Annotated in this window: 17 protein-coding genes; 4 read left to right on the top strand and 13 right to left on the bottom strand. The window is 41.9% G+C overall.

Going from position 1 to position 16,380, the window contains the following annotated elements; all coding sequences use genetic code 11:
• Positions 1–30 precede the first annotated feature (30 nt).
• Complete coding sequence (gene argR / locus AXF18_RS04135; RefSeq protein WP_049500062.1) at positions 31–477, bottom strand: arginine repressor; 447 nt, start codon at positions 475–477, stop codon at positions 31–33.
• A gap of 154 nt (positions 478–631) precedes the next feature.
• On the opposite strand from argR, the gene argS reads away from it, so the two are divergent.
• From argS to AXF18_RS04120, 3 genes are all read left to right on the top strand, one after another.
• On the top strand, positions 632–2,323 hold the full coding sequence (gene argS, locus AXF18_RS04130; RefSeq protein ID WP_049500064.1) for an arginine--tRNA ligase: 1,692 nt from the start codon (positions 632–634) through the stop codon (positions 2,321–2,323).
• Positions 2,324–2,832: 509 nt separating this feature from the next.
• A complete protein-coding gene (locus AXF18_RS04125; RefSeq protein WP_000084865.1) occupies positions 2,833–3,078 on the top strand; it encodes a hypothetical protein in 246 nt (81 codons plus the stop codon).
• A 197-nt stretch (positions 3,079–3,275) separates the two neighbouring features.
• The gene (locus AXF18_RS04120; protein ID WP_065371516.1) at positions 3,276–4,538 is read left to right on the top strand and encodes an NRAMP family divalent metal transporter; all 1,263 of its coding nucleotides are present in this window, start codon (positions 3,276–3,278) and stop codon (positions 4,536–4,538) included.
• A gap of 81 nt (positions 4,539–4,619) precedes the next feature.
• Here the strand turns inward: AXF18_RS04120 and nrdI are convergent, their stop codons facing one another.
• The 5 genes from nrdI to AXF18_RS04095 all read right to left on the bottom strand — a co-directional run bounded on the left by nrdI (position 4,620) and on the right by AXF18_RS04095 (position 9,319).
• The gene (gene nrdI / locus AXF18_RS04115; RefSeq protein WP_044021503.1) at positions 4,620–5,090 is read right to left on the bottom strand and encodes a class Ib ribonucleoside-diphosphate reductase assembly flavoprotein NrdI; all 471 of its coding nucleotides are present in this window, start codon (positions 5,088–5,090) and stop codon (positions 4,620–4,622) included.
• Between the two features lie 76 nt (positions 5,091–5,166).
• Entirely contained in the window at positions 5,167–5,700 is a 534-nt protein-coding gene (locus tag AXF18_RS04110; RefSeq protein WP_049550189.1) for a hypothetical protein, read from the bottom strand.
• 58 nt (positions 5,701–5,758) lie between these two features.
• Positions 5,759–7,045 carry a response regulator transcription factor gene (locus AXF18_RS04105; protein ID WP_065371515.1) on the bottom strand — a complete coding sequence of 429 codons (1,287 nt, stop codon included), beginning with the start codon at positions 7,043–7,045 and terminating at the stop codon, positions 5,759–5,761.
• 11 nt (positions 7,046–7,056) lie between these two features.
• Positions 7,057–8,727 carry a sensor histidine kinase gene (locus AXF18_RS04100; RefSeq protein WP_000800569.1) on the bottom strand — a complete coding sequence of 557 codons (1,671 nt, stop codon included), beginning with the start codon at positions 8,725–8,727 and terminating at the stop codon, positions 7,057–7,059.
• Positions 8,705–9,319 (bottom strand): YesL family protein, encoded by a 615-nt coding sequence (locus tag AXF18_RS04095; RefSeq protein ID WP_065371514.1) that lies wholly within the window; start codon positions 9,317–9,319, stop codon positions 8,705–8,707. Before AXF18_RS04095 ends, AXF18_RS04100 begins: the two co-directional genes overlap by 23 nt.
• Positions 9,320–9,452: 133 nt before the next feature.
• Here AXF18_RS04095 and AXF18_RS04090 point away from each other — a divergent pair, with 133 nt between their 5' ends.
• Entirely contained in the window at positions 9,453–10,022 is a 570-nt protein-coding gene (locus tag AXF18_RS04090; RefSeq protein WP_065371513.1) for an MptD family putative ECF transporter S component, read from the top strand.
• A gap of 28 nt (positions 10,023–10,050) precedes the next feature.
• On the opposite strand, the gene AXF18_RS04085 is transcribed toward AXF18_RS04090, so the two are convergent.
• From AXF18_RS04085 to AXF18_RS04055, 7 genes are all read right to left on the bottom strand, one after another.
• Positions 10,051–10,743: a methionine ABC transporter permease gene (locus AXF18_RS04085; protein ID WP_049550187.1), complete on the bottom strand. Its 693-nt coding sequence runs from the start codon at positions 10,741–10,743 to the stop codon at positions 10,051–10,053.
• Position 10,744: 1 nt separating this feature from the next.
• Positions 10,745–11,806 carry a methionine ABC transporter ATP-binding protein gene (locus tag AXF18_RS04080; protein WP_049550186.1) on the bottom strand — a complete coding sequence of 354 codons (1,062 nt, stop codon included), beginning with the start codon at positions 11,804–11,806 and terminating at the stop codon, positions 10,745–10,747.
• Positions 11,799–13,172: a M20/M25/M40 family metallo-hydrolase gene (locus AXF18_RS04075; RefSeq protein WP_065371512.1), complete on the bottom strand. Its 1,374-nt coding sequence runs from the start codon at positions 13,170–13,172 to the stop codon at positions 11,799–11,801. The genes AXF18_RS04080 and AXF18_RS04075 overlap by 8 nt, the downstream gene beginning before the upstream one ends.
• Positions 13,173–13,290: 118 nt before the next feature.
• Complete coding sequence (locus AXF18_RS04070; protein WP_000694527.1) at positions 13,291–14,145, bottom strand: MetQ/NlpA family ABC transporter substrate-binding protein; 855 nt, start codon at positions 14,143–14,145, stop codon at positions 13,291–13,293.
• 154 nt (positions 14,146–14,299) lie between these two features.
• Positions 14,300–15,142 (bottom strand): amino acid ABC transporter substrate-binding protein, encoded by an 843-nt coding sequence (locus AXF18_RS04065; protein WP_065371511.1) that lies wholly within the window; start codon positions 15,140–15,142, stop codon positions 14,300–14,302.
• Between the two features lie 102 nt (positions 15,143–15,244).
• On the bottom strand, positions 15,245–15,568 hold the full coding sequence (locus tag AXF18_RS04060; protein ID WP_000253936.1) for an AzlD domain-containing protein: 324 nt from the start codon (positions 15,566–15,568) through the stop codon (positions 15,245–15,247).
• Positions 15,558–16,253, bottom strand: a complete 696-nt coding sequence (locus AXF18_RS04055; protein ID WP_000659740.1) for an AzlC family ABC transporter permease — start codon at positions 16,251–16,253, stop codon at positions 15,558–15,560. Before AXF18_RS04055 ends, AXF18_RS04060 begins: the two co-directional genes overlap by 11 nt.
• Positions 16,254–16,380: the final 127 nt, after the last annotated feature.

Raw genomic sequence — 16,380 nt, 5'->3', positions numbered from 1 at the left:
AAATAAGTCTTGAGAGCAACTCCCAAGACCTTATTTATCTTTCATCAAATCTAGCAAACGATCTTCCATCAGCTTGGCAACGTGCTGGTCTCGACAAATAACCAATAAGGTATTAGCACCAGCAACCGTTCCTAAAATCCATTCATCCTTGTTTGCATCTACAATGTTTGCTAAGACTGCAGCTTCCCCAAGTTTGGTATGCAGTACCAAGGTGAACTCTGCTCTTGCAACACCTTCTAAATGATGAGACAAAAACTCAACTAAATCAATCTTATCTGTCTCATTTGCTAGTACATAATACACCATATCATTTTTCTTAACCTTGGTCAAGCCGATTTCACGCAAATCACGCGACAAAGTCGTTTGTGTCACATAAACATTACGAGCTTCTAAACGATCTTGAATCTCTTTTTGTGTCCCAAGTTTTTCTTCAGCGATCATCTTTTTAATCAACTGATGCCGTTCTCTTTTTCTCATATTATCCTCTTAAGCGAATATTTATAACAAATTTTACATTTATTTTATAACTATATTATACCAAAAAAAATAGATAATTCAAAAAAATTCTTTTCTTTCTCAAAAAATGTAGTAAATTGTGTTAAAATAGTAAAAAAGCCCAAAAGGAGCCCTTATGAATACAAAAGAATTGATTGCTAGCGAGTTGGCTAGCGTCATTGATAGTCTGGACCAAGAGGCTATTTTAAATTTACTGGAAACACCTAAAAACTCAGAAATGGGAGACATCGCCTTCCCTGCCTTTTCTCTAGCAAAGGTCGAGCGTAAAGCTCCTCAAATGATTGCAACAGATATTGCTGAAAAAATCAATAGTCAAGCCTTTGAAAAGGTTGTTGCTACTGGACCTTACGTCAACTTTTTCCTTGATAAATCTGCTATTTCGGCTCAAGTATTACAGGATGTTATTACTGAGAAAGAGCACTATGCTGACCAAACCATTGGCAAGCAAGAAAATGTCGTTATTGATATGTCTAGTCCCAACATCGCAAAACCATTCTCTATTGGGCACTTGCGTTCAACAGTTATCGGAGATAGCTTGTCACATATTTTCCAAAAAATCGGCTATCAAACGGTCAAGGTCAATCATTTAGGAGACTGGGGCAAACAGTTTGGAATGTTGATCGTTGCCTACAAGAAATGGGGAAATGAGGAGGCCGTTAAAGCGCATCCAATCGATGAACTTCTTAAGCTCTACGTTCGCATCAATGCTGAAGCTGAAAAAGATCCTAGCTTGGACGAAGAAGCACGCGAATGGTTCCGTAAACTGGAAAATGGAGATGAGGAAGCCCTCGCTCTCTGGCAATGGTTCCGTGATGAAAGTTTAGTGGAATTCAACCGCCTTTACAATGAATTGCAAGTCGAATTTGACAGCTACAACGGAGAAGCCTTTTACAATGATAAGATGGATGCTGTTGTAGACATTCTCGCTGAAAAAGGACTTCTTGTTGAGTCAGAGGGAGCCCAAGTTGTCAATCTTGAGAAATATGGAATTGAACATCCAGCCCTTATCAAAAAATCTGATGGTGCAACTCTCTATATCACACGTGACTTGGCTGCAGCCCTCTACCGTAAAAACGAATACCAATTTGCAAAATCCATCTATGTTGTTGGTCAAGAGCAATCTGCCCACTTCAAACAACTCAAGGCAGTACTACAAGAGATGGGCTACGATTGGAGCCAAGACATTGTCCATGTTCCGTTTGGATTGGTAACAAAAGAAGGGAAAAAACTCTCTACTCGTAAAGGAAATGTCATCTTGCTAGAGCCTACTATTGCAGAGGCTGTTAGTCGTGCCAAGGCCCAAATCGAAGCGAAAAATCCTGAGTTAGAAAATAAAGACCAGGTTGCCCACGCTGTTGGAGTCGGGGCTATCAAGTTCTATGATCTTAAGACCGACCGTACAAATGGATATGACTTCGACCTTGAAGCTATGGTATCCTTTGAAGGGGAAACTGGACCTTACGTTCAATACGCCTACGCTCGTATCCAATCTATCTTGCGCAAAGCTGATTTCAAACCAGATACAGCTGGCAACTACAGCCTGAAGGATGCTGAAAGCTGGGAAATCATTAAACTACTCCAAGACTTCCCACGCATTATCAATCGTGCAGCAGATAATTTTGAACCTTCTATCATTGCGAAATTTGCGATTAGTTTGGCTCAAGCTTTTAACAAGTACTATGCACATACACGTATTCTAGATGAAAGTCCTGAGCGCGACAGCCGTCTGGCCCTCAGCTACGCAACCGCAGTCGTCCTCAAAGAAGCTCTTCGTTTGCTCGGAGTAGAAGCGCCAGAGAAGATGTAAATCGCCAAAGTTACTTGATTGCGGAGCAATCTAAGTAACTAACGCCAAATCCTATTCGGACTTTGGCTAGGCGCTTCACTAGTAAAGAAACATAAATATTGTCGATTTATGTTTCTTTACGTCGTAACCAGAGACACTTGCCTAAACACCTCAATAAATTGGTCAATCAAATCATATTGATTGTATGTAATCCTTTAGATCACTTGATTGCAAAGCAATCTAAGCAACGAATGTCAAAGCCTATCATGGATTTGATTAGTCGCTTCACTTAATCGATTTAGAGGCCATGACGTCGTAACTATAGTGATTTGACTTGGCGCTTCACTAATTCACCTAACCAAATAATATCGATTTGGTTAGGCTCATGTCGTAATCTTTTAATCACTTGATTGTAAAGCAGTCTGAAAGATTGAGGCAAAATAACATTTATATTTTGTTCGGCCTTGCAGCTATTCAATGAAACACTTTATTCACTTTTACTATTTCTTTATCACACTGGGAGATTTCCTATGAGCCAATATGCTTATATCCTCGTTGTACTTAGCTTGGTTTTCCTTTTTCTGCTCAATAAGTACGAGAAGGAAAGACTTCAAAGACTCTACCAAGAGCAACTCTTGAAGGACGAGACATTTAGGTCTGACATCAAAGAGAAAATTCACACGACTGAAAATATCAATGATGTCATTGCACATATCAATAAAACTTACCATCTGGGAATGTTGCTCTCAAAAGACGTCACAGATCAATTGAAATAATCAAAATCCGAGAAGCTTTCTTCTCGGATTTTTTAGACTTACCATATTCTCCTTGGAGAAATTTCATTAATGCATGTAAAGTTTTCTGTAATTTTCTGTATTTTTTCAAAATATTCTTGCATTTCTTTTAAGTTTTTTGTAGAATAGTAGCTATCTATTCAGATTATTCTGAAAATTCAAAAATAGGAGCGTTTATTATGTCACAAGTTACGTTATCAAACCAGTCAACCTGGGCAAGCAAACTAAAGGCAATGGGACCAGGAATCCTCATGGCTTCTGCTGCCGTTGGAGGTTCTCACATCGTATCCTCCACTCAAGCTGGTGGTTCTTATGGTTGGTCACTACTCCTCTTGGTTATCTTGGCCAATGTTTTTAAATATCCATTTTTCCGTTTTGGTGCCGAATATACTGCCGACACTGGCAAAACCTTGGTGGAAGGCTATGCTGAAAAAGGAAAACTCTATCTCTGGATTTTCTTTATCCTCAATGTCTTTTCAGCTATGGTCAACACAGCTGGTGTTGCCATTCTGTGCTCAGCTATCATCGCCAGTGCCTTCCCAATGATCGGTCTTAGCATCACTCAATGGTCCCTTATCCTTGTTGCAGTCATTTGGGCCATGCTACTCTTTGGTGGCTACAAACTATTGGATGGTATGGCAAAATGGATTATGTCTGCTTTGACCATTGCAACAGTTCTTGCAGTTATCATTGCAGCAATTAAGCATCCTGAATACAGCTCTGATTTTATCGAAAAGACACCTTGGCAAATGGCGGCCCTCCCTTTTATCGTTTCCCTCTTAGGATGGATGCCTGCTCCTATTGAAATTTCAGCCATCAATTCACTCTGGTCTGCTGAAAAGAAAAAGACCGTCAACTTTAATACAGCGGACGCTCTTTTCGACTTTAACGTTGGTTACATTGGAACTGCTATCCTAGCTGTATTCTTCGTGGCACTAGGAGCACTTATTCAGTATCCTACCGGGCAGGCAGTTGAAGCTGCTTCAGCTAAGTACATTTCTCAGTTTGTGGGTATGTATGCCTCTGTTCTTGGAGAATGGTCCCGTTATTTGATTACCTTTATCGCCTTTCTTTGTATCTTTGGAACGGTCATCACCGTTATCGATGGCTACTCTCGTGTCAATCAGGAATCGTTGCGACTCTTGATTCGTCAAAAAGAAGATTCTCGGAAATCTTTGAACATCTGGATGACCATTACCGCTATCATTGGTATCGTCATCATCAAATTCTTTGCTGGTCAAGTTTCCACCATGCTTCGCTTTGCCATGATCGGTTCTTTCCTGACAACACCATTCTTCGCTCTTTTGAACTATGTATTGGTGACACGTGAGAATAAAAATCTTCCTTCTTGGCTAAAACTCCTCGCTATCGCAGGATTGATTTTCCTCTTTGGCTTTGCTATTTTCTTTATCTATGCACTTGCCATCGGAAAAGCAGGATAGTTTATAAAATGGCACCCTTACGGGGTGCTTTTTGCATACACAAAAAGCAGTTGAAAATCTCAACTGCCCCTCAGAACTACTTTATTTTTCTGTCTCTAACTCATACAAGTCTGCAATGATTGCTGCGACTTTTTTAATATCTCCCAGCATACCACGCATTTCAAAGTCTGCTAGGACCGGGAAGCCAAAGCGCTGGCTATACTGCTTGGCTGTCAGGCAGTATTGATTGTTAAAATTGCGGTTACCGGAACCCACTACCCCAAAACACTTACTAGCATTGGCTCCATAAGCAATAAAGTCGCCCACTGGAGTCGTTAGAATTTCAACATCGCCGTTATCAACGCCATTTCCACCTTCCAGATAGGTCGGCAAGAAAGCGACATAGGGATGTTCCATTTCAAAGAATTCTTGGCCTTCCTTGACCAAATCCTTGATATGGATTTTTTGGACCTCAATTCCCTCATACTGAGACAAGAGATAGTCCTTGAGTCGGGTTACAAAACTCTCTGTATTCCCACTCAGACTGATATACACTAGGGATATTTTTTTCATGTTGACCTCTATTTTTTGTTTACGATTTAAAAAGAACTACCAAGATTGTAACTTGATAGTTCTTTTTTGTCAATACTTAGGCAACTTCTTCTGCTTCGACTTCTTCGGCCAAATCTTTTTGTTGGCGCCACATCTTGTAAAAGACTAAGGCTAAAAAGAGAACATTGATAATGATGAACAAAATATTCGTTCCTTGTGCAAATGCTCCCATTCCTAGGCCGAGGGTAGAATCTTTGATTAATTGAACCGCATCTTGAACGTTCATATAGCTATAAACCAAACCAACAATCGCTAGTAGAACATAGCCGATATAAGCATAGTTTGCGAATTGCACATTTTTACGTACTAGAAATACAAAGGCTACTACAACTAAAATAGCAGATAAAACAATCAAAACTACATTAAAAATTGAGTGCGATGATGCTGTTACTTGGTAAGTATAGTTAACCGTGTCTTCTATTTGCTGGGCAGTAAGCGTCCCGCTATTCGCCAGGCTCGCACGAAGAACATCTTTACTTGGCAATGGACTCAAGATTCCAAATAATGACATAGATGAAATGAGGGCTGATAGGACTAACAAGACCCAAAGATAAATAGGATTCTTTTTCATGTTTTCCTCCTTAAGATATTTTGAATATTATAGCATTTTTTGTACAGAAATACAACTTTTACAAGCTGGTTTCAACTTGTTTCCGATAAGCTTTCGGTGATTTTCCGCACAATTTACGGAAAACCTTGTAGAAATATCCAACATTACTATAGCCAACTGCATAACAAATATCTTCGATGCTATCACTGGTCGACAGTAAGAGTTGCTGCGCTGCCTTAATTCGCTGTTTATTGAGCAATTCCGCAAAAGTCGAGTTGGTTTCCCTCTTAATCAACTGACCGAGATAGACAGGATTGATAAAGAGATCCTTGCTGATGTCCTTAAGTGAGAGCTCTTTCTGATAATCACGCCCAATCACCTCCAGCACGCTCACCACATTTTCATTCATGCGGTACTGGCCAAAGAACTTGGTCAAGGTTTCTTTGATATAGGCAACCAATTCTTCAAAGGTGTTAATGGCATGGATAGCTTTGACTATCTCGGTCATATCATCTGCTTTTAGGTGTTCAAACAAATGAAAGACATCCATGACAAACTGAGTGAAGAGCTGCTTCGTGATGGCCACGCGCGGGGTATTTTCCAAGACGACCTTCTCTAGCAGGGTTAATTCTTCGATGATTTGATTGATATTCCCTTGGATAATCACCCGATAAATCGGCTCGTAATAAGCAAACAAACTCTCGGATTTTTCTAGATTAACTGAACCGTAGAAGAGGGCTTTTTCAACGTTGATCTTCCAATTCTCAAAGGACTGCTGGTAGGGTGCTTCAAATGGTGTCACGATGATGCCATCGAGCGGTTGATCAGAGATGAAGATCTGCCAGTCTTGCCCCAAAACATAGTAAGGAATGGTAAAAGAACCCTGCTTTTCCTTGGATAGACCAATCCACCAGCTGTCTTTACCTGACAGGTAGTTCGTAAATCCTGTCTCATCCAATTCTTGACTGAGGGTCTGACTTTTCTCCACCTTTTCCTGAAGCTGCTGCGCAATCTTTTCTAATAAATTGCCCAACTCCACCTTGTCTACTGGCTTGACCAGATAATCCACGACACTAAGGTTCATGGCTTTTTTAACGTACTCAAACTCCTGATAACCAGACAGCAAGATATAATAGGTATCTGGAAGTAGCTCTTTCATTTCCCTAATCATCTCAAGTCCGGTCTTATCTGGCATGTTGACATCGGAAATGACCACATCTACTGTATTTTTCTTAATATAGTCCAAAGCATCATCTGCGTGATTAGCTGTTGCGACGACTTGCATATCCCATTTTTCAAAGGGGATTAATCGCTTGAGCCCCTCTGTCACCATGTACTCATCGTCTACTAATAAAACTTTATACATTTCTACCCTTTCTATTCATCCTGGATAGTGATATGGTAACGAACACCTTCTTGCTCAGCTGACTCTACACTGATTTGGTAGCGATCCCCAAAGTAGAGAACAAAGCGTTCGTGTACATTTACTATTCCAATTGATTGTCGCTCCCCACTATAACTTGCCTCGTGTTCAAAACTTCGCTGAGCTAATTTTTCTTGCAAGCTAGCTAGTTTCTCAGCAGGCATTCCTCGACCATTGTCTTCCACTAAGATTTCAACGAAGCCTTGGCCCTTCAAGGCTTTGATACTGATGACATTATCCGTTCTGCGATGGTCAACACCATGGGCAAAGTAGTTTTCTACTAATGGTTGGAGTGTAAATTTTGGAATCCTCATTTCTTCCAATTCTGGTGCAATCTTGAAACCATAGGCAATGGATTTAGGATAACGCACCATACAGAGATAGCTATATTTTCGGCAAAATTCCAACTCTTGCTTCAAGGTCGTTTCCCGCTCGTCGGAGATATTGTTGCGTAACAAGCTGCTAAATTCATAGATAATATCTGCCAGTTCATCCTGACTTTGCATGACGGCATACATCCGTAAAAACTCCAGAGTATTGTACATAAAGTGAGGATTGATTTGAGCCTGCAGGGCTCGCATATTGGCATCTTTTTGACTGAGCTCTAGCTGATAGATATCGTGGATATTTTTTTCCAGGCGATCCAACATATCATTGGTTGTTTCTGCAATGAGAAGCAACTCTTGGTCTTTTTCAGAGGTATCGATTCGAAGGCCTTCTTCCCCTTGAGCAATCACCTCGATCGAATCTACTAGGTCTACGACCTGCTTTTGGTAATTTGAAAAAGTCTGTCTAAGGGTCACGTACAAAATAATGATAAAGAGAATACTTAGCCCAATAATGACAGCTGAGCTCGTCAAAGTTCCTGTAAGAACAAAATTTTTAGGAACAGCAACTCGAACCTGATAACCGTGAGAGGTGACTCCTACAAACCAGTTTTCTCGCTCGGCTGATACCTTCTCCCCAATATGGAACATCTCGGTCTCAAAAGGCGAAGTTACTGTTACAGCCATCGGGATATGACCGCGAGTATTGTCAATAGCGCCATGTAAAACATCTGGGGATAGTGAGATATAGATTACTCCTAAATCCTTGTCAGACACAGGATCGGAAACAGGAATGGCAAAACTATTGGCTGTTGGCTTAAAATCCTCCGCAGGAATTTTCTCTCCACTGCGTTTTTCTCTAGTCGAAACATAGACTTCCTTGTAGTCCTGAAGAACAATAGCCACTCCAGTCACAAAATCATTCCGAACATAGAGATCATCAATATTTTCATACAGAGAAACAGAGATATAAGGCGAAGTTTTACGCTCTAATTGCCAATAGAAATAGTCTGGTGTGCTGAGACTAAAATACTTGTAAATCCCTTCGATACGGGCCTGATTTTCAACCAAAGACTGAGCAAGTTGGGTTGACTCTCTGTGATAATATTCCACTTCACTCACTGTCCGAGTGGTCACACGTTCTGCAACCCTTTGGGCCTCTTTCTCACGTGAATCCCAGTCAGCATACGATAGCATAATCGCAAAACTGGCAATGACCACGATCATAACCAAACTATAAATCCGTAAAAGAGAGTGAAGCCAGAACTGCTTCATTCTATTTTGTCGCCAATTTTTCATGGATACTTTCATAAATAGGTTCCAACATATCACTGATAAAGAAATGCCACATTCCAATTCCTACAAAAAAGAGCAAGGCAGGCATATAATAACCAACTCCTACAAGGAGAGCGGACCCGAGTAAAACCTTGGCAATCGCAGGTAAGCTCATAAAAATCCCTATAAGGGACAGTTTCAAGGTATTTTGGTAGGATAAATCAAAGTACACCTGAAGTTTCAAGGAAACAGTATAGGCTAGAAAGACAAGAGCAACTACAAGGACATTGAGAAAGGTCGCCAAGAGGTGGAGAATTGTCTGATGGGGCAATTGAACTAGAAGATACAAACCATAAACTAGGACAAGATCCACAAACACAAAACTATAGAAAGCCAGGTTGCTCTTGACAAAATTACTCTTATACAATTCCCAAGCTTCCTTCAAATGGTATGCTCGATAGGTATACCCATGCTCCGCATACAAACTCATAAGAGTTGCACTAGCTGGTGCCAAACCAAAGACCACTCCTCCTGCTAGTGTTAATAGCCAGAAATAAGCCGTCGCCATCATTCCCAAAAAGATACGATTAAAGACGAATTCTAGAAATTTTCCCATGCTACTCTCCTTAAACTAACGATGTAACTATTATATCATATTTCAAACGTTTTCAAAAATATAGAACTCCCATTTACAATCCTCAAAAAGCGTGATACAATTGATTTTGTTAGTTTATATCAAGGAGAAACTCATGAAGAAAAATATCTTAACCACCCTCTTAGCTGTCGTCCTTTATTTCCTCTGTCTAGCGATTGGAGTAGTACTTGGTCACTTGGTTGACTCAACGGGCAATATGTTCTATGCTCCGGCTTTTTCAGCCCTTGTTGGGGGTAGCGTCTACATGTTTCTTCTGGTAAAAGTTCCTCGTTTTGGTGCCATTACCACTCTAGGACTTTTTATGGCACTTTTTTTCCTAGCTAGCAAGCATGGCGCTGGTGCCTTTCTCCCAGGACTCGCCTGTGGTCTTGCAGCAGATGCTATCGCTCGTCTCGGCAACTACAGAGATCGAATCAAAAACACTCTCTCCTTCCTCGTCTTTGCTTTTAGCACAAGTGGCCCTATCTTCCTCATGTGGATCCGTCCCAAAGCTTACGTGGCCACCTTACTTGCGCGTGGGAAATCCCAAGAATACATTGACCGTATCATGGTCGCTCCAGAGTTGGACAAAATCCTTCTCTTTGTTTCAAGCATTCTCCTTTGTGCCTTGATTGGTGCTGTGGTTGGGCAAACCATTAGTAAAAAGCTTACACACAAGATCTAATCACTTAAAAAGAGCCCTTCGGCTCTTTTTATTTATGACTTAGTTTCTTGGTCAAGAAATCTCCCAAGAACTGGATTGTAAAGATAATCAAAATGATAATGATGGTTGCCAAGATGGTCACATCGTGATTGTAACGGTTAAATCCATAAGCGATGGCTACGTTACCGATACCACCAGCACCAACTGCTCCCGCCATAGCCGTTTCCCCAACAAGGGAAATCAAGGTCACTGTCGTCACACGAATCAAATCTGGAAGACCTTCTGATAGGTAAACACCCACGATATCCCAGAAGGTCGCTCCGCTCGCTTGAGCCGCCTCAATAACACCACCATCCAGTTCAGCCAAGACCACCTGCACCTGACGGGCAAAGAAGGCAAAGACTGCAAATGAAAGTGGCACAAGGGCTGCATTTGGTCCGATGCTCGTCTTCACAATCAAGTGAGAGAGTGGCGACATGATTGCCAAGAGGATGATGAAAGGAACCGCACGGAAAATAGAGGTAATCTTATCCAAAATCCAGAAGATAACCTTATTTTCCAAGACACCGCCTGGCGCTGTCAAAACGAGGAAAAGACCTGCTACCAACCCCAAGAACCCTCCGATGATGAAAGAAAGAACTGTCATATAAAGAGTTAGGTAAATGGCTGTTCCCCAGCCTGCCTGACCAGACCAGCCCATCTTGTAGACATTTGGTAGATAAGTTTGAATCAACTCTGTCATTTTACTGTCCTCCCTTCAATACTTTTAACTGCACACCAGCCTGACGGATGGCATCTTGAGCACCTGCTAGTGCTGCTTTTTCACCTGACAAGACCACCACCAATTCTCCAACGGGAGTACCATCAAGAATTTCGATATTTCCATAGAGGATATTGGCCGTTACTTGGTAATGTTTGTACAATTCATTCAAAAGTGGTTCGTCTGTCGAAGCCCCTGCATACTTGAGTTGCACTAAGATACTGTTCTCAGATAAATGTTCTACGATTTCTTGCTTCTCAATCTTAACCATGGCTTCGTCAATACCTGTGGCTGTTGAGATAAAGTCCTGTGTCAAAGGTTGTTTAGGGTCTGAGAAGATTTCAAGGACACTGCCCTCTTCAATCAAACGCCCATCCTGCATAACCGCCACACGGTTGGCAATGTCTTTGACAATCTGCATTTCATGCGTAATCAAGACAACCGTCAAGCCTAATTTTTGGTTCAAATCTTGCAACAAGGCCAAAATTTGCTTGGTTGTTTTAGGGTCAAGGGCAGACGTTGACTCATCTGAAATCAAGATTTTTGGATCATTGGCCAAGGCACGCGCAATAGCCACACGCTGTTTTTGCCCTCCAGATAGTTGTGAAGGGTAGTTTTCAGCACGATCCGCCAAGCCAACCAAGTCCAACAACTTAGCTACTTTTGCCTTCTTTTCTTCCTTGCTGAGTCCAGAGTGTTTGAGGGCAAAGGCTACATTTTCCTCTGCTGTCTTTTGACTCATGAGGTTAAAATGCTGGAAAATCATCCCGATATCTTGACGTTTGCGACGCAACTGCTCTGCCGTCAAGGTCACCTTACCATCAAAAATCACATCGTCGTCAATGGTAATTTTCCCTGCGGATGGTTTTTGCAAGAGGTTAATCACCCGTACAAGGGTTGATTTCCCTGCTCCAGAATATCCAACAATTCCGTAGATATCCCCTTCTTGGATGTGAATGGTCACATCCTTGACCGCTGTGATGGTTCTCTTCTTTTGGTGAAAAGTCACATCGATCTGATCTAACTTGATAATATCTCTACTCATAGCTTCTAATCAGCTCCTCTACTAATTCAATATGGGTGTAGTAATCGGCGATTCGCACGTTTTCATCTCCACCATGGTCTCGGCTATTGGCATTTCCTAGACCGAAGGCCACCATGGGTACCTCTAAGGCATCAAAGACCGTATGCATAGGTCCTGTCCCCGCTGTTGTCGGCAAGACTGAAACGCCCTGTGGATAGAATTTCTTGGCCAACTCGATCACATTAAGAATGGCTGGCGCGCTCATATCGCTTCGATAGCTCATCTCTCCCAAGGTATAGTATAATTCTACCTTATCAAAGCCATTTTTGTCTAGCTGTTTCCGAATTTTTTCCAGAACATCATGCGGTTCTAGGCCAGGAACCAAACGAATCTCTAGCTTAGTACTGGCTTCTGCTGGCAAAATCGTTTTAACCCCTTGCCCTTGATAACCTGACTGAATCCCTTCGATATTAAGGGCTGGCTCGAAAAAGAACCGTTTTAGAAAGGCTGCACGATCCTCTTGTAAGAGAGGTAATTCCAAACCATAAATGCGACTAATTTCCTCTGGATTGCGTTGGGCGTAGGTATCTACCAAGGCTAGTTCTCGTTCATTTGGCTCTTGAACATCCTCGTACAAGCCTTCCACCAAGATACGTCCATCTGCGGCACGTAGGCTACTTAAGGCCTGGATAAGATACCACGGTGCTGACTCCACGACACCACCATAACTCGAGTGGATATCCACATCCGCACTCTTCACCTTAGCATCAAAGGTTACAATTCCCTTGTTTCCGCCAGAGATTTCCAGCTGTTCCAAGGCGTTCTTGGTCCCTTGTTCCCAGACTAGCAAGTCCGCCCCACGAAGTTTGTCTGCGTGTTTCTCTAAATACTTATCTAGATACATGGAAGCAGATTCCTCTGCTCCTTCCATGATAAAGCTGATATTGACAGGCAGGTCATCGTGGTGCTGCATATACTTCCTCAAAGCACTCAAACGAGCTGTGATGTGGCCTTTGTCGTCGTCAACCCCACGCCCATACATAAAGCCATTTCGCACAGAAAGGGTAAAAGGATCCTCTGTCCACACCTGGTCGCCATCCGCTGGCACGGTGTCATAGTGATTATAGAAGATCAAGGTCTTGGCATCCGGACTCGAACTCTTGAAATGCGCCATGACAAAGGGAGCCGTATAAGTCTCATCAATCTCCACTTCAGCCCCTACACGCTTGAAAATCTCACCCAGATAGTTTGCGACTTCCTTGAGTCCAACCTGTTGGGCAAAGACTGATTTCTTGGAAATCAAGGTGCGCAAGACTTCAAAATAATGCTGGGCAACATGATCCTTCTCAAATTTTTCAATCTGCTCTTGTTCGCTAGGAAAAACCATTTTCTCTCTCTTTCTACTACCTACTTGTGTCTTCAGAACGACCACAAGTGCCTCTTTAAAATCAACTCTCTATACAAAAGCAAGAGGTGGAAACTCTCTCCCACCTCCCTGTGTCTTATTACCAAACTGGTTGGTCCAAACCGTCTGATGTTTCTTCGATAACTTTTTTCACTTCATCAGTGTGGTAAGCTGCGATAATTTTCTTGATGGCATCAGCCTTAGGTGATGATTCCCAATCTTTTTTCGCAACAATGATGTTGTACCATTGTTTTGAGTTTTCATCAGCTTGTTCTTTGAAGAGTGCTTTCTTGTAGTCCAATTTTGCTTCTGTAACGAAGGTATTGTTTACAACGGCAGCATCAACTGATGACAATGAACGAGCTGTTTGGCTAGCGTCCAATTCAGTAATCTTCAAGTTCTTTGGATTTTCTGTGATGTTAGCAACTGTTGCAAGTGCAGTTCCAGAAACATCCAATTTGATCAAACCAGCTGATTGAAGCAAGTAAAGTGCACGGCTTTCGTTTGTTGCATCGTTTGGTACGGCGATTTCACCGTTATCTGGGATTTCTTCCACTTTGGTGTACTTGTTTTCTTCCCCATTTTTACCTGAGTATAGGCGGATTGGTGAGATATAGGTATCTGCAATCGCTACAAGGTCTTTCCCGTTTTCTTTGTTCCAGTTGTTCAAGAAGTTGTAGTGTTGGAAAGCATTCAAGTCTACTTCGCCATCAGCAGTTGCCTTGTTTGGTTGTGAATAGTCTGTGAACTCTGTGAATTCCAATTTAATTCCATCTTTTTCAACCAATTCTTGGATTTTATCCCAACGCGCTTCTTCAGAACCGCTACGGTTAACTGTTGCAATTTTGACAACTGTTTCGTTGTCTGCTTTCTTTTCTGAATTTCCGCAAGCTGCAAGAGCCAAACCTGCGACTGTAGCAAGAGCTGCTACACCGAGCCATTTTTTAATTTTCATGATTCTATCTCCTTTAAAAATAATACCGTAATAGTATCTCATACTTTATTTGATTTAGCAAATTGTTATTAGATAGGCAGACATATAGTTTGAAACTATATACCTAAAAATTGAGAAATCATCCGCCTTTCTCAGACTGGATGATTTCATACGACTATTTAATATCAGCTTCTGCTGGCAGATAAGAACCGCCAAAGAACTGTTGAGATAGCTTTTCAAGGGTTCCATCTTTATATAATTCTTGGATGCGTTTATCCACAAATGCCTTCAACTCATCTTGACCTTTGGCAAGAAGTGGGTATACGTAAGGTTGTTGGTCGCTTGGAAGTTCGATAACTTTCAAGTTGTCCAAACCTTGGTCCTTGATGACTGTTTCAACACCGATTTTATCAAAAATCTTGTAGTCAAACTGGCCATCGCTCAAGCGTCCCATGATTTGTTGGAAGTCCGCTTTAGTATACTTTAGGACAGTTGGATTATCTGAATGTTGTTTGTTGTAGTCTTCTAGCTGTTTAGCAGAAGTTGTCCCTTGAACAACTTCTGTTGATTTTCCACCGATATCATCAAGCGATTTGATGCTAGGGTCATCTTTTTTCACTACAAGAACGTTAGGGTTTTTAGCAGTTGGAGCTGCATAAAGGTATTTTTCAGCACGTTCTTTAGTGTAGCTGATGTTGCTAACAGCCATATTGTAACGGTCGGCATCAAGTCCTGCAAAGACTCCTGACCACTCTGTCTTCTCAAACTTGACATCATACTTGTCAGAGTCTTTAAAGATAGCGCGAACTACTTCAATCTCATAACCAGTCAACTCGCCATTTTCTTCATAGTTGAATGGTTTTGGTGTAGCATTAGTTGCTACGACGATTTCTTTTTTACCAGATGTTGCTTCGCTAGTTGCAGTATCTTTCTTATCTCCGCCTGAGCAAGCTGCTAGTACACCTGCGGCAACAAGTCCTAGAGCAGCAAGAGATGAATATTTGACGATTTTTTTCATGTCATTTCCTCCAAAATAGAATACTTTACTATCTTAACAGAAAATATTTTTTTTCGCCATTATATGATATCTATCTCGGTGATAGGTTTTTTTTATGGCTGACTAAAAGACCAGACGCAAGACTGCAATCAAGACTACTCCAAAAAGAACCGTACCCACTAGATTGCGGTAGCGAAAGGCTACCCAAGCTGTTGGAAAGACTGCTAAAAAGTCCAGCCATTTGATCTGAGGAAGGCTCCCAACCTTTCCGGTCACTACGCTTGAAAGGATCAAGGCAAAGATAATGGAAACAGGCAAGAACTTCAAAAAACGCTCGACGATAGCTGGCAAACCCTTGTACTTGACCAAGATGAAGGGAATCATACGGGGAATCCAAGTCACTAGACCTGAAAAGATAACGGCTAACAAAAGATATTTACTGACCATCTAAGACCACCCCCATGGTACAACCTAGCAAGGTCGCAAACAAAACAGCTAGCGACTGAGACACCACTGTCAAGAGCAAAAAGAAGGACACCGCAACCACGGCTAGGATCCGCAGCAGATTTCGTACAGGAACCCGTCTTTGCATAATCTGAAATTGCGAGGTAAAAATCCCGATAAACATCCCAACAAGGGCAAAGTCTAAGCCAAAGACCTCAGGATTTGGAAGAAGCCCACCTAAAGCTGTCCCCGCAACTGTCCCAATAAACCAGGCTACATAACTATTGAGATTGTTCCCATGCATCCACATAGGATGGACCTTGTCTGTATGGGCTAATTCTCCCATCAAAACCCCGTAGGTCTCATCTGTCAGGAGACTAGACATGCCGATATTTTGCCAGAGACTAGTATGACGGAAATAGGTCGATGCATGCAAGCTCAGCAAAAAGAGTCGCAAGTTGATCAAAAAGACCGTCATAGCAATAGCTGCTACAGGCGCTTGTACCGCAATCAGTGCCAACATGGCAAACTGGGCGCTCCCAGCATAAACAAAGAGGCTCATCAAGCCCATCTCAACAGGTGTCACATAGGGCGCGCCAATAATCCCACAAGCCAGGCCAATGCTGACATAGCCAAGGGCAGTCGGCATGGCCGCCTGTGCACCTTCCCAAAATCCTTTTTCTTTCATCCTTCTCCTCATATTCTCTCCAATTGAGGCTGTTTGTCATCACAGCTACAGCACGGACTATTATAACATATTCAAAGAAGAGAAAAAAGTTTTGGATTCGAAACCTATTGCCAGCAAAAAGTGCTGA

Origin of the sequence: Streptococcus sp. oral taxon 064, from assembly GCF_001683375.1 — a bacterium.
Taxonomy (GTDB): Bacteria; Bacillota; Bacilli; order Lactobacillales; family Streptococcaceae; genus Streptococcus; species Streptococcus oralis_S.
Note: the sequence above shows the minus strand (reverse complement) of the source record. Positions and strands in the feature narration are given on the sequence as shown.